We start from the raw sequence: 13,429 nt of genomic DNA, 5'->3' as shown, positions 1-13,429 counted from the left end.
GACCGCCAACCAAAAAAATCTCTGCCATATCTGAAGCTTCAGATATTCACGAATTCCGGCCGCCCCTCTACGGCGAGCGGATTGTGCGCGTGATCGCCGAAGCGAGCGGCCAGCGCGTGATCATCGAGTCGGTCAATGGTGGGAGCTGAAAACGTGACTATGGTTACCGGCTGGAAGTCCACCGCGAAAGCGAGGGAACGTGCGCGCGCCAGTTCTCGACCTTGCCGACGGGCGCATGTGGAAAGGGCGTCGGGGCGAGGTTATTCGGGCGCCGCAAAAGGAAAGGAGCGGACTACAGGCAAACCGAACCTGCTGCAGGCACGATAGGCCGTCGAGTCCAAAGCTATCTGAAGAGGCTGAGAGCCGCCCGTTACTCCCGAAGGTTCCGGACAAAGCGTTCGAGCATCTCTTGCACGGCCGACGCATCGCTCGCCTCTGTCCCCGAAAGCATCCGGGCCTCCAGAACCCGCACCGCACTCATGCAACGATGTAGCACTTCGCGTCCTTCATCGGTGAGGCGAAGTACAACGATACGCCCATGATTCGGATCCGGTTCGCGCGTGATCCAGTTGCGCGACGCCATCACGCTCATGACTTCGTTGGCCGATTGCGGTGTGATGAATGATCGCTCGGCAAGTTGCGCGTTTGACGCCTCGCCCCGCGCTTCCAGCACCGAAAGCGCGGTGAATTGTGCAAGAGTCAGACCCAACGGTGCGAGTGCTTCCGTTATCTTGCGACGCAAAATGCGGTCCAGGCTGCCGACCAGATAGGTGAGACGGGGACGCGCCGCTGCCTTGCGCGCCGTCGGCACTGGGCGCTGGCGACCGACACTTGCGGATGCTGCTATCGTTGCCTTCGTCGTTTTTGCAGGAGATTTGCCCGTCATCAGATCGCCGGATGCTGTCATCGAAGACGCCATGTTACCGCGCCATTCGCGCCCGGTACGTCGTCCGGTTGACTTTCACGCCTTGCAACGCGCGGCGCAGATCACGGTTGGATCGTCGCGCCCCGCGTCGTGCATTGCCTCGACGAGTTCCGCACGATGCGTCAACACCGCGCGCTGGTTGATCGAGCCTTTGTCGGTGATCTCGCCGAGATCGAGGGACGGAGCCACGTCGAGCAGCCGCAGCCGCGCGATCGCCGTCGCGCTGCCGGTCGATTCGCGGTTCAGCCGGTCGAGCAGATTGCTGAAGAACGTGCGCACGGCCGGGGCGCCGACGATCTCGCAAGCACCCGCCGATGCAGGCAACTGTGCGAGCCGCCGGCAATCGTCGAGCCTCGGAAATACGAGCAGTCCGACATCGTCGCGGTTCAGACCCGTGACGACCACGTCCTGCACATACGGTGCGCCCGCCGAGATGACGCGCGCCCTCATGGGCCCGACGCTCACGAAAGTGCCCGAACTCAGCTTGAAGTCTTCGGCAATGCGTCCGTCGAACACCAGGCCGAGTTCCGGGTGTTGCGGATCGACGAACTTCAGCGCGTCGCCGCTGCAGTAATAGCCTTCTTCATCGAACGATCCGGCGGCGGAGGCGTCGTTCATCCGCCAGTATCCGGACATCACATGTGGGCCGCGAAAGCGCGCCTCCAGCTTGCCGGCGACGGGCACGAGCTTCACTTCGCAGCCGGGCGCGGGCATGCCGACGTAGCCCGCGCCCATTACGGCGCCCGTCGTGAACAGACATGAAGGCGACGTCTCCGTCATGCCCAGACCGGCCATGATGCGGATGCGCTCCCCGCAAAAGCGTTCAGTGACGCTCTGAAGCCGATCCCACGCGGCCTGTGACAGCCCCGCGCCCGCGAAGAAATACACCTTCACGCGCGAGAAAAAAGTTTCGCGCAAATGTTCGTCGGTTTCGAGCACGTTCGTCAGCTCTTCCCATCCCTTCGGCACGTTGAAGTAAATCGTCGGCGCGATCTCGCGCAAATTACGCAGCGTTTCGTCGAACTTTTTCGCAACCGGCTTGCCGTCGTCGATGTACAGCGTGCCGCCGTTGTAAAGCGCGATGCCGACGTTATGGCTGCCCCCGAACGTGTGATTCCACGGCAACCAGTCGACCAGCACGGGCGGCTCGTCCGCGAACTCCGGAAACGTGTCGAGCAGCATCTGCTGATTGCTGCACAGCATGCGATGCGTCGTCGGCACGGCTTTCGGCAGCATCGTCGAGCCGGAGGTGAACAGGAACTTGGCGATGGCATCGGGTACGATCGCGTCGTGTGCGGCATCGACTGTTGTGGGAAGCGTATCGAGCAACGCTGACAGGGGCGTCGCGTTGCGTGGTCCGCACGAACCCGTGGCCGTGACCACTTCGACATTGCCCGGTACGGTGGCGTCGATGGCGGCGGCGAATGTGTCGCCATCGGTGGCGAACACGAGTCCGGGAGTCAGCAGATCGAGCGTGTGGCGCAGCTTGCCGTAATCGCTGGAGACGAGCGAATAGGCCGGCGAGATCGGCGCATAGGGCACGCCCGCCCACATCGCGCCGAGCGCGACCGTCATCTGCTCGAGATCGTTGCCGGAGAGAATGACGACAGGCCGTTCAGCCGACAGATTGCGATCGAGCAGTGCCTGACCGATTGCTCGGGCACGCGCAAGCATCTGCGCGTAGCCGATACCCTGCCATTCGCCATCGGCGCCGCGGCGTGCGACGAGCCAGCGGTCGGGATGTGCCTGCGCGCCGCTCGCGAGCCGGTCGGTCAGCCGCTTCGGATACGCGCCGGGCGTCGCGCCCGATTCCAAGTACCAGATGTCGCCTTCGCGGCGAACGCGGACGGGCGCAGTACCGATCCGCACCGCGCGGTAAGGCACGGACGTTTCTCTGTCGACAGCGGATTGCGTCGGCTGGGAATTCACCTTGTTGTCTCCTGTCGGCCCGCGTTGGCGCTTTGACTCTTACGCGGGTGTGGGCTCGCTCGCGCGGCGCGCCGAAGCCTGCCGTGAAGTCTCCGCCTTGAGCGAAGCATGCCCGATTTCGATTGGTATGCGTGAACGGCGCGTCGATATCGGCGCGTTCAGAGCGGCGCGTTCAGATCGGGTAATAACATGGACCCGTTTGTATCGTGATCCACCGCAGATCGGTGAATTCGGCAATCGACGCCTTGCTGCCGAAGCGCCCGTATCCGCTGCTCTTCACGCCGCCGAACGGCATCTGCGCTTCATCGTGCACGGTCGGCCCGTTGATATGACATATGCCGGACTCGATGCGTCGGGCGACCTGCATCGCGCGCGCAATGTCGCGACTGAACACGGCAGCCGACAAGCCGAACTCGCTGTCGTTGGCGACGCGCACCGCTTCGTCGTCGCTATCGACGCGCAGCACCGTCACGACGGGCGCGAACGATTCTTCCGCGTACAGCTTCATCTCGGGCGTCACGCCATCGACGATGGTCGGCTGCATGATCGCGCCATCCGTTGGGCCGCCCGCGCGTATCGTCGCGCCAAGATCGCGGGCGTCCTTCACAAGCGCCGTCGCGCGCTGCGCAGCCTGTGCGCTGACCATCGCGCCGAGCACGGCACCCTGCGCGGCCGGCGCTGCGGCCACCAGTTTGCGTGCTTTCTCTGCGAGTTTGTCGACGAGCGACTCCGCGATGCTGCGATGTGCGATCACACGCTCCGTCGACATGCAGATTTGCCCCTGGTTAAAGAACGCGCCGAACGCAATGGCTTCGACAGCCGCGTCGAGATCCGCATCGTCGAGCACGAGCACGGGCGCCTTGCCGCCGAGTTCGAGCAGGGCGGGCTTCAGATGCCTTGCCGCATGCATCGCAATGATGCGGCCAACATGCGTCGAGCCCGTGAAGTTCACGCGGCGCACGGCGGGGTGCGCGATCAGCCGCTCGACGATGGCGGGCGCATCTTCGGGTGCATTCGTCACGACGTTGACGACGCCGTCGCCGAGTCCTGCTTCCTGCAACACGCTGCAGATCATCCGATGCACGGCGGGGCAGAACTCCGATGCCTTCAGCACCACCGTATTGCCGCACGCGAGCGGCATCGCGACGGCGCGCGTGCCGAGGATCACGGGCGCATTCCACGGCGCGATGCCGAGCACCACGCCGCACGGCTGACGCACGGCGAGCGCCAGGTTGTCGGGCGTGTCGGTGGGAACGATGCTGCCGTCGATCTGCGTCGTCATGGCTGCGGCTTCGCGCAGCATGTTCGCCGCGAGACGCACGTTGAAGCCGTACCAGTTGGCCATCGCGCCCGTTTCCGCGATACCCGTTTCGATGAATGCGCCGACCCGCGCGTCCATGATGTCGGCGGCCTTGAGCAGACGCGTGCGGCGCTCCGTGGGCGGCAGCGCCGACCATGCGGGGAACGCGGCTGCGGCGGCATCGACGGCCGCGTCGGCGTCTGCCAGCGTGGCAGCGGGCGCGCGCGAAGCCACGGCGCCCGTGACGGGATTCAGGCGCGCGAAAGTCGCGCCGCTAACGGCGGCGCAGTCCTTGCCGCCGACCAACATGCTCACTTCGTTCACGATGGCTGTCTCCTTTGTCGACCGGAACGCCCGGCGTCATCGCACGCCGGGCGTCGTGCGTCGTCATTCCGCGCGCTTGTAGGCCTGAAGGCCGGGCTTGATCGACTTCTGGTCGAGGAACTGTTTCAGTCCTTCTGCACGTCCGTTCTCGGGGTCGCGCAACTGGGCCTGGTCGAGCTTCGCGTACAGATAGTCTTCGTTCTGTTCCCACGTCAGCTCGCGGCAGCGCTTGAAACCATGCTTCGCGACACGCAGCACGACGGGATTCTTTTCGAGCAGCTTCGCAGCCAGCGCGACCGTCTCGGCGCGCAACTGCTCGCGCGGCACGCTCCTGTTCACGAGGCCCATGGCGGCGGCCTCCGTTCCCGTGAAGGTGTCGCCCGTCATGATGTAGTAGAGCGCCTGCCGATGCCCGACCGTATCCGCCATGGCCTTGCTGACGAGGTTGCCCGGCGGAATGCCCCAGTTGATCTCCGACAGGCCGAATACGGCCTCGTCGGCGGCGATCGCGAGGTCGCATGCGACCAGCGGCGAGAAACCGCCGCCGAAGCACCATCCGTTGACCATCGCGATGGTCGGCTTCGAATACATGCGCAGCAGCTTCCATTGCCACTGGCACGCATCGCGGCGAATCTTTTCCTGCAGTATTTCCGGGCCTGCATCGACTTCGCGGAAGTATTCCTTCAGGTCCATGCCGGCCGTCCATGCATCGCCCGCGCCCGTCAGGACCAGCACCCTGGCGTCGGCGTCGAGTTCGAGCGTCTCGAGTACCTGCACCATTTCGCTGTTGAGCGTGGGACTCATTGCATTGCGTTTCTCCGGGCGATTGAACATCACCCATGCAATGCCTTCCTCGACCTTCACGTCGACCGTCTTCCAGCGACCCTCATAACTTGCCATGTTCGTAGCTCCAGCGCCTGTTGCGCGTATCAATGTATGCCGTGTTGTCCGAGTTACCCGACTGCGTTTCAATATCAGGTAGCCTGATACAGAGTCTATTATCAAGCAGCCTGATAAACAATCGTTCTGTCCTCGGTGAAAACCCTCGTGCTGGAGTAGGCGCGTTCGGCACGCGTGCCACGGACGGCGCCTGGATATGGCTTCGCGCGGCGTTCGCGATGCGGCGCGCGATAGAGATGTCCGCGTTCCCTGGGGTATTCACCAAAAGCATTCGCCTTGCATTGTCAGGGTGCCTGATATTAAATGCGCTCCATCGCGGTGATCTGTTGCGCGTTCTCACGAACGCGCTTTTATTCGGCCGCAATATCAGGTTGCCTGATATATACGGAGGCGGCCTCAAAGCGTTTGCAGGTATCGACACAACAATCAGGTGACAGACATGAAATCCAGAACAGCACTGCCAGGAGACGGCATGACGATGCAGCCCATCGCGGGCGCGGGTGCCGTCATGACATTGAGCCTTTGTTTCGCTATCGCCCTGTTGGAGGGGCTCGACCTGCAATCGGTCGGCGTCGCCGCGCCACGCATGGCGCGCGAATTCGGCCTCACAGTCGCGCAGATGGGGCTCGCGTTCAGCGCGGGCACATTCGGCCTGTTGCCCGGCGCGATGTTCGGCGGCCGTCTTGCGGACCGCATCGGACGCAAGCGCGTACTGATTCTTAGCGTGTGCGTGTTCGGCTTGCTGTCGATCGCGACGGCGTTCGTCAGCAGCTTCAGCATGCTCGTGCTCGTACGCGTGTTGACGGGCATCGGTCTTGGCGGCGCGCTGCCGAACCTGATCGCGCTGTCGTCGGAAGCTGTCTCGCCGAAGGCGCGCAACACGGCCGTGAGCGTGATGTATTGCGGTATCCCATTTGGCGGCGTGATCGCATCGATCATCGGCATCGTCAGCATCGGCGATACGGGCTGGCGTCACATCTTCTATGTAGGCGGCGCGGGGCCGCTGTTGCTGGTGCCGCTGCTGGTTGCCTTGCTGCCCGAGTCCAATGCGTTTCGCAAGGCGTCGCACGGCACGAACCTGATGCCTGCACCCGTCGGCGAAGTCCTGTTCGGCGCGAGCCGCGGCCTCTCGACGCTGCAAATCTGGATCAGCTACTTCTGCACGCTGATCGTCCTGTACTTCCTGCTCAACTGGCTGCCGTCGCTGATGGCCGCGCGCGGTCTCGCGCGGGCCGAAGTCGGCTACGTGCAGATCTTCTTCAACATCGGTGGCGGCCTCGGCGCGCTGTGCATCGGCATGCTGATGGACCGGCTGCGCGGAGGCGTCGTCGTGTCCGGCATGTACGTCGGGATCATTGCGTCGCTGGCGGCATTGTCGGTTGCGCCGGGCTTCGCGGCGCTTGCTGTATCCGCATTCTTCGCCGGGATGTTCGTTATCGGCGGGCAATCGGTGCTGTATGCGCTCTCCGCCGTGTTCTATCCGACGGCGATGCGCGGCACGGGCGTCGGCGCAGCGGTGGCGGTGGGGCGTGCCGGCTCGGTGGTGGGGCCGCTCGCAGCGGGCCAGCTGCTGGCGATGGGCCGCAGTTCGTCGATGGTGATCGGCGCAAGCATTCCGGTCACGTTGATCGCCGCCGTCGCGGCGCTGCTTCTGATCCGCCGCCCGCGCGCGACCGATTGATTCTCGACTTCAAAAACAAAACACACCGTTTGGAGACAACGACATGCAAACAACACCGGCCCGCTTTCTGATATGCGGCGCAATCTGCACATTGAGCACGACCGCTTTCGCGCAATCGAGCGTCACGCTCTACGGCATCATCGACACGGGCATCGAATACGTATCGCATGCGAATGCCGCGGGCGATCATGTGTTTCGCATGCCGGCTGTGACGGGCGAATTGCCGTCGCGCTGGGGGCTGCGCGGCGTCGAAGATCTGGGCGGCGGCTACAGCGCGATCTTCACGCTCGAAAGCGGCTTCAATGTGCGTGACGGCAGTTCGGGGCAGGGCGGACGGCTGTTCGGCCGCCAGGCCTTCGTCGGCCTGAAGAGCACGTATGGCACCGTCGCGTTCGGGCGGCAATACACGACGACCTATCTGGCGCTGCAGGGCGCCGACATCATCGGGCCGGACATCTATGGCATGGGGTCACTCGATGCGTACGTGCCCAACGCGCGCGCCGACAATTCCGTCACCTACATGGGCACCTACAAGGGCGTCACGCTGGGTGCGGGGTATTCGTTCGGACGCGATTCGGCGGGCACGGGCAACTCGCCGGGCCAGGGAACGTGCGCGGGGTCGGTGCCGGGACACGCAACGGAATGCCGCGACTGGTCGGTGATGCTCAAGTACGACGCGCCGAACTTTGGCGTGGCGGCGTCGTATGAAGAGCAGCGCGGCGGCGCCAACGCGGCGGCCAATTTTTTCGACGGCGTTGCGACCACGCCGCTCACCAATGCCGCCGACAAGGATGCGCGCACGCATGTCAGCGCGTATGCGCAGTATGCCGGCGTAAAGGTCGGCGCGGGCTGGCTCGGGCGCCGCGTCGTCACCGACTCTCCCGCCGTGCCGAACGTGCGCTCGAATCTGTTCTTCGTCGGCGCTTCGTATTACGTGACGCCGGCGTTTCTCGTCGATGGCGAGGTGTTCCGCATCGTCAACAGCGACCACGATACGCGCGCGACCATGGGCACGCTGCGCACGACGTATCTGCTGAGCAAACGTTCGTCCGTCTACGCGCAGGCCGCGTATCTCGCGAATAGCGCGAAGGCGCGCTACTCGGTGAGCGGCGGCGGTGGCGGCACGACGCCGGCGGCGGGCATGGGGCAGACGGGCGTGATGGTCGGCATCAAGCACATGTTCTAGGAGATATCGGATGAAGACTTCTGCAATTGCATTGTGCGTGTCGGCCACGCTTGCCGCCTGCGGCGGCTCGTCGAGCAATACGTCGACGTTGCCCCGCCTGAGCGCGGCGACGCCCGCGACGCTCGCCGGAAGCTGCGCGACGCTCGCGGCCAGGCTCGCGTTCGCGAATACGACATTTACGTCCGTGCAGGACGTGCCTGCGAGTACGCTCACGGTAGCGGGCAAGCCGATCGCCGAGCATTGCGTGATCGAAGGGCAGATGAACCAGCGCGTGAGTTCCGTCGATGGCAAGACGTATGCGATCGGCTTCGAGATGCGTCTGCCCGTTGCGTGGAATGGCCGCTTCTTCTACCAGGCCAACGGCGGGCTCGACGGCAACGTGCTGACGGCAACGGGCGAAATCGGCGGAGGCGGCCCGCTCAACGATGCCCTCAACATGGGCTTCGCCGTCATCAGTTCGGACGCGGGGCATTCGTCGTCGCAGAACCCGCTGTTCGGTCTCGATCCGCAAGCGCGCATCGATTATGGCTATAACGCGGTCGCAACGCTCACTCCGATGGCGAAGCAGGTGATCAAGACCGCGTACGGCAGGGCGCCCGACCGCAGCTATTTCGGCGGCTGCTCGAACGGCGGGCGTCATGCGATGGTCGCAGCGGCGAGGTCGTCGGCGGAGTACGACGGCATCATTGCCGGCGACCCGGGCTTTCATTTACCGAAGGCGGCGATCGGCGAAATGTGGGGAGCGCAGCAGTTCGCGAAAGTCGCGACGGCAACGACGACGAACGGCCTGCCCGACATCAAGACGGGTTTTACGGCGGCCGAGCGACAACTGGTGGCGTCGCGGATCGTCGCGAAGTGCGATGCGCTCGACGGCGTCGCGGACGGCATGGTGCACGACATCAAGGCGTGTCAGGCGAACTTCAGCCTCGCCAACGACGTGCCGACCTGCTCCAGCAACGTGCGCGACGGCACGTGTCTGACCGCCGCGCAGAAGGACGCGATCGGCAACGTGTTCTCCGGCGCGCGCAACAGCGCGGGTGCCGCACTCTACGCGAGCTTTCCATACGACGCCGGTATCAACGGCGTGAACTGGACCTTGTGGAAGCAGAGCAATTCGATCGCGCTCGATCCCGCGGCGGCCGCCTTCACATTCACGACGCCGCCGCAGAGCGCATCGTTGCTCAGCCAGTTGTCGTCGTACGCGCTGAACTTCAGCATGGACACTGACGCGCCGACAATCTTCGCTACCAGTGGCATCTACACGGAATCGTCGTGGTCGTTCATGACGCCGCCCGACGAGACCAATCTGAGCGCACTGAAACAGCGCGGCGCGAAGCTGATGGTGTATCACGGCACAAGCGACCCGGTGTTTTCGTCGAACGATACGACCGACTGGTATCAGCGGCTCACGGTTGCGAACGCCGGCGATGCGAGCAACTTCGCGCGGCTCTATACGGTGGCGGGCATGAACCATTGTTCGGGCGGTCCAACGGCCGACCAGTTCGACATGCTGACACCGATGATCGCTTGGGTCGAGCAGGGCCAGGCACCCGACAGCGTGATCGCGACGGCGCGCGATGCAAGCAACGCGATACCGAACAGCGAGGTGCCCGCTGATTGGGGCACCGGGCGCACCCGGCCGCTGTGTCCGTATCCGAAGGTCGCGCGCTATAAGGGAGGTGATGTGAACTCGGCGGCAAGCTTCTCATGTAGTTGAAGCAACTGTTGTCGACGCAGTCTCACGGGTTCGAAGCAGCGATGCATGGTTCGGATGGTCCCGCGCGCCATCGCTGCGCGTGACCGCTTTCACCCGACAGCGTGCCTTGCCAGTACTGCCAGCCGCTGACCCATGAATTCTGCGGAAAGCGCCCGACCCGGCTGAAGCCTTGAGGGCAGCCGGCGGCATTGTATTCAGCGGTGCCGCAGTCCGTCTTCTGTTGCAGCGTATCGAAGAGATAGTGGACGACAGTAACGGGCGTCGTGGTGTCGCCCGCCGTGATCAGCGCATTGGCGAACTTGAACAGATCACGCGACCACACGAGATGATAACCACCGGGATTGCCGTCGCCCTGCGTCTCGCCCCACGGCGTGCCGATGCCCGGCGATCATCGCGCCGTTGCTCCTGTCCTGCATTGTCCTGAGCGCCATTGCGGCGAGATAGTACTCGTTGTCAGCGGTGCCGTTTTGTGTCGAGAGGCCTGAAGCGTACTGATGCCACGCAGCGTCGTACTGCGATCGCAGGTCGTCGAGGTTGTCGTCGAGGTTGTCGTCGAGCGTGGCGGCCGCGGTCTGCATTGCGTTGCTGGCGGATGTGCTAGCGAATGACAGCACGACGTTGAACGAGATGCTGGTCCCGGTTCCGTCGCCAAGGTCGAGCCAGCCCATTTGCGCAACGTTGCCGCCGGTCGCCGACGAATAGGTCCAGTCCATTTTTTTGTCAGGGGATGCCCCGCCAAGCAGATCGGTCCAGCCATCGCTGCGCCCGACAAAGCCGTTCGAGACCATCGTCGTGCCCGTCTGCACCACCCACGGCAGCGAAGATGCGAGCGCCGCATAGCGCGAGTTGCGGTTGGCTATGAGCATCGTCCGGCCATTGGGGCTGGCCGCGGTGTAGGCCGTGTTGCCTGAGCCCGACGTTATCCAGATGCGGCTTGAACAGCAGATACAACCGGTAATCACCCAGTTTTTTGCCGTTCAGTACCTGTACGTTGACACGTTCGATCAGCGAATTGCGTGTGGGATCGGTGTAGATTGTTTTGCCGATCTGCCAGTTGTGGGCCGCATTGCCCGTCGTGACCTGCCAGCTCATCGTGCGCGGATCGGTCTGCGCGGCGCTATATGGCACGAGCTTCTCCTCGTCGACAAAAGTGCCCGCTGCGTCGCCGACAAGGAACTGAAGGTCGACCGTCTCCGTCGTGTCGAGTACCGGGTAATACACCTCCGACACGATTCCACGGTACCCGGTGAAATAGATCTGGGAGGAGGGACTGAGCGCCGTGCCGAGAAAGGATTTCTGTGCTGGTCCGTGCATCGCTGCTAGGCCCGGACTGCCGAGCGCCTCCCCCGCAGTGGTCGCGTGAGCGAGGCTGACCAGCAGCGCGGTCAGGGCCGCAATTGCTGCCCGACGCACGGTTACTAGTCTCATCGGGTCATATCCTCGAATCGCCGTGGCCCTGCACTGTCCAACGATCAACGCCTGACGCCAGATGTCAGCTGTCCGATCATGTTACGTATCGAGCGCATCTGGACGCCCTGCTGGTCGGCGAAGTGGCTGTCCGTATAGCCCCACCAGTCCCAGCAGCCGTTCGGGTTGAGTCCGGGAATGGAAACAGCCTGCGGAAACAGCACGACAATCCGGTTGTTGTCCGCCCACTGCGTGTAGCCTGCGTGCCGGACGAATGTCGTCCCATAGAACAGGCCGGCAGGCCGCGAGCCGAGCGGCAGGTAGTCCTGCCCCTGCTCGCAGCCGTGCAGCGCGACGTGCAACCGGCAAGATGCACCGGCATCACATGCGCCCGGTACATAGACCCAGCCGGTAGTGTCCATGCCCGTCGTCCAGGTGAAACTCGAAGGACGGTCCGCTGGAAGATAGCGGGTCTGGTCAAAGCGGATGAAGCGTCCCTGCCGCCTCGCCGTACCGGGTGGTACGAGCGGGTCAGGACCGTAGATCCACCCGAGGATGTCCTTCGCGCCATCAACATGGCACCTGCCGATGAAGGGTGATTCGCTCGTTGCGCACGCAACGCCATAGTTCATGGTGGGCATCGTGTGGCCAGCATCGGCGAGTTCGATCTTCGAGATGCTTTGCGCCGGCACGTCCAGTGCGGCATAGAACTGCTGTAACTGGGTGACGACTGGTGCCGGGACGGTCACATCGCTCGCGCCTGAGAGCGTGACGATGCGTTGCCGCGTGATATTCGAGACATCGTCAATGATGTGGCTTGCCGAAGACGCCCTGGTCAACGAGACGAGCTTCGGCACATTGGTGCTGGTTCGCGAGACCTGGCAGGCGCTGGACGGCTGGATGGTGCAGGAGCATCGGGACGTGGCGATCAGCAGGTCATTTTGGGAACAGTAGTATGGCCCGGCCGCGACAACCCCGACGCCCTTGATGATCGACGAATATGCCACCGCCAGTTGCACCGCCATGAACCCGCCTGACGAGAGTCCGGAGACGGACGTTTCCGAGATGTCAATGTTGAGCGCCGGTAATGGCGGGTAGGGGGCCGGATAGCCGTAAGCATGTGCTGACAGCATCGACAACGCGATGGCACGGATGTAAAGGATGACTCTCACGGCTCGCCTCCCATTCGGGTGCATTGCCTGCAGACGCATCGCAGAAGAATTCACTCCAGCCTTGGGTATCTCGAAAGGCGGCACATGGGGGTGTGCTGGCAGCGTCCAGAGGAGAACGGGGCGAATCAATGTATGCCGTGCAATCGCGACGCGGAATTCTTTTCGATAGAACGAAGAGCGGAGTGAGCATTTGAAGCCCAGCCTCCGCACGGTAGCCGATACTACTGCGCACGAGGTGCGTCTTTATAGACGGAGTAATTCCTGGAGGCAGATAGGTTGGAGTGCGTAGGTCATGTTTTCTTTTTTTGCTTTATCACCCGTCTTCATTGGTGAAAAGCACCGCACGGCGGCTGTGTCCTCGGCTGGGTGAAGTGATCCTGCCGGAGAAGGCGCCGACTCCGTGGGGCAATATCCAAGGGGAACGGCCATGAGCACACTCAGCGCACTGACCGAGTGGGTGAAGCATATGTGGCCGTTGCCGCTTGTTCTCGCCGTTGCTGCGCGCGCCGTGTTCGGATTTCTGGTCAGCCGCCGCGCGGCACAGGACCGGCAAAAACTCGGTCTGGAAATTGCCAGGCTGCGCGGTGACGCGGATCGTGCCGAGCGGGAGAGGGTGAAACTCGAACTCGAAATCGAGAAACTGATGGCGCGCGCCGAGCGTCAGCAACAGGCGGATGCGGCGGCCGGGCGGCACATCCATGTGGCGGACCGTGATGGACCTTCGCCCGGTGTCGGCACCGCTGCATCCGGGTGCCCTTACAGCTCGGACCCAGGCTGGTCTGGGCCACTGCCACCATTGCAGTAGTCAGGTGGTGGCTTGTCCTTCGTCCGTCGCCACGAGATGGAAGGCTTGGCGGCCCCGGCGCCGGTTGATTGCATCCGGCGCCC

9 protein-coding genes and 1 pseudogene are annotated in these 13,429 nt (G+C 63.5%); 4 read left to right on the top strand and 6 right to left on the bottom strand.

What is annotated here, in order from left to right:
- Positions 1-370: 370 nt before the first annotated feature.
- The 4 genes from C2L64_RS47335 to C2L64_RS47320 form a co-directional block, all read right to left on the bottom strand.
- On the bottom strand, positions 371-886 hold the full coding sequence (locus tag C2L64_RS47335) for a MarR family winged helix-turn-helix transcriptional regulator (RefSeq protein ID WP_103154385.1): 516 nt from the start codon (positions 884-886) through the stop codon (positions 371-373).
- A gap of 75 nt (positions 887-961) precedes the next feature.
- Entirely contained in the window at positions 962-2,854 is a 1,893-nt protein-coding gene (locus C2L64_RS47330) for a feruloyl-CoA synthase (RefSeq protein WP_103154169.1), read from the bottom strand.
- A gap of 172 nt (positions 2,855-3,026) precedes the next feature.
- Positions 3,027-4,478 (bottom strand): aldehyde dehydrogenase, encoded by a 1,452-nt coding sequence (locus tag C2L64_RS47325; protein ID WP_103154168.1) that lies wholly within the window; start codon positions 4,476-4,478, stop codon positions 3,027-3,029.
- A gap of 63 nt (positions 4,479-4,541) precedes the next feature.
- Positions 4,542-5,378, bottom strand: coding sequence for a p-hydroxycinnamoyl CoA hydratase/lyase (locus C2L64_RS47320; RefSeq protein WP_103154167.1), 837 nt, complete (start codon positions 5,376-5,378; stop codon positions 4,542-4,544).
- Between the two features lie 472 nt (positions 5,379-5,850).
- On the opposite strand from C2L64_RS47320, the gene mhpT reads away from it, so the two are divergent.
- Genes mhpT through C2L64_RS47300 form a run of 3 tightly spaced genes read left to right on the top strand, consistent with a single transcriptional unit; the run spans position 5,851 to position 9,962 of the window.
- The gene (mhpT, locus tag C2L64_RS47310; protein ID WP_103154165.1) at positions 5,851-7,059 is read left to right on the top strand and encodes a 3-(3-hydroxy-phenyl)propionate transporter MhpT; all 1,209 of its coding nucleotides are present in this window, start codon (positions 5,851-5,853) and stop codon (positions 7,057-7,059) included.
- Between the two features lie 43 nt (positions 7,060-7,102).
- Complete coding sequence (locus tag C2L64_RS47305) at positions 7,103-8,245, top strand: porin (protein WP_103154164.1); 1,143 nt, start codon at positions 7,103-7,105, stop codon at positions 8,243-8,245.
- 10 nt (positions 8,246-8,255) lie between these two features.
- Complete coding sequence (locus C2L64_RS47300) at positions 8,256-9,962, top strand: tannase/feruloyl esterase family alpha/beta hydrolase (protein WP_103154163.1); 1,707 nt, start codon at positions 8,256-8,258, stop codon at positions 9,960-9,962.
- Between the two features lie 52 nt (positions 9,963-10,014).
- On the opposite strand, the pseudogene C2L64_RS47295 reads toward C2L64_RS47300, so the two are convergent.
- Together C2L64_RS47295 and C2L64_RS47290 are read right to left on the bottom strand one after the other, a co-directional pair.
- Positions 10,015-11,390 (bottom strand): annotated as a pseudogene (locus C2L64_RS47295) (glycoside hydrolase family 15 protein); the annotation flags it as partial.
- Positions 11,391-11,434: 44 nt separating this feature from the next.
- Positions 11,435-12,541: an extracellular catalytic domain type 2 short-chain-length polyhydroxyalkanoate depolymerase gene (locus C2L64_RS47290; protein ID WP_244212264.1), complete on the bottom strand. Its 1,107-nt coding sequence runs from the start codon at positions 12,539-12,541 to the stop codon at positions 11,435-11,437.
- A gap of 427 nt (positions 12,542-12,968) precedes the next feature.
- On the opposite strand from C2L64_RS47290, the gene C2L64_RS47285 reads away from it, so the two are divergent.
- The gene (locus C2L64_RS47285; protein WP_103154162.1) at positions 12,969-13,346 is read left to right on the top strand and encodes a hypothetical protein; all 378 of its coding nucleotides are present in this window, start codon (positions 12,969-12,971) and stop codon (positions 13,344-13,346) included.
- Positions 13,347-13,429 lie beyond the last annotated feature (83 nt).

This window comes from Paraburkholderia hospita (assembly GCF_002902965.1).
In the GTDB taxonomy this organism is placed as follows: Bacteria; Pseudomonadota; Gammaproteobacteria; order Burkholderiales; family Burkholderiaceae; genus Paraburkholderia; species Paraburkholderia hospita.
The sequence above is the reverse complement of the archived record's forward strand: the minus strand, read 5'-3'. Positions and strand labels throughout refer to the sequence as shown.

Excerpts from the sequence above, each read along its gene's own strand:
- C2L64_RS47320 (WP_103154167.1), bottom strand. The coding sequence starts at position 5,378 with ATGGCAAGTTATGAGGGTCGCTGGAAGACGGTCGACGTGAAGGTCGAG.
- C2L64_RS47305 (WP_103154164.1), top strand. The coding sequence starts at position 7,103 with ATGCAAACAACACCGGCCCGCTTTCTGATATGCGGCGCAATCTGCACA.
- C2L64_RS47285 (WP_103154162.1), top strand. The coding sequence starts at position 12,969 with ATGAGCACACTCAGCGCACTGACCGAGTGGGTGAAGCATATGTGGCCG.
- mhpT (WP_103154165.1), top strand. The coding sequence starts at position 5,851 with ATGACGATGCAGCCCATCGCGGGCGCGGGTGCCGTCATGACATTGAGC.
- C2L64_RS47335 (WP_103154385.1), bottom strand. The coding sequence starts at position 886 with ATGACGGGCAAATCTCCTGCAAAAACGACGAAGGCAACGATAGCAGCA.
- C2L64_RS47300 (WP_103154163.1), top strand. The coding sequence starts at position 8,256 with ATGAAGACTTCTGCAATTGCATTGTGCGTGTCGGCCACGCTTGCCGCC.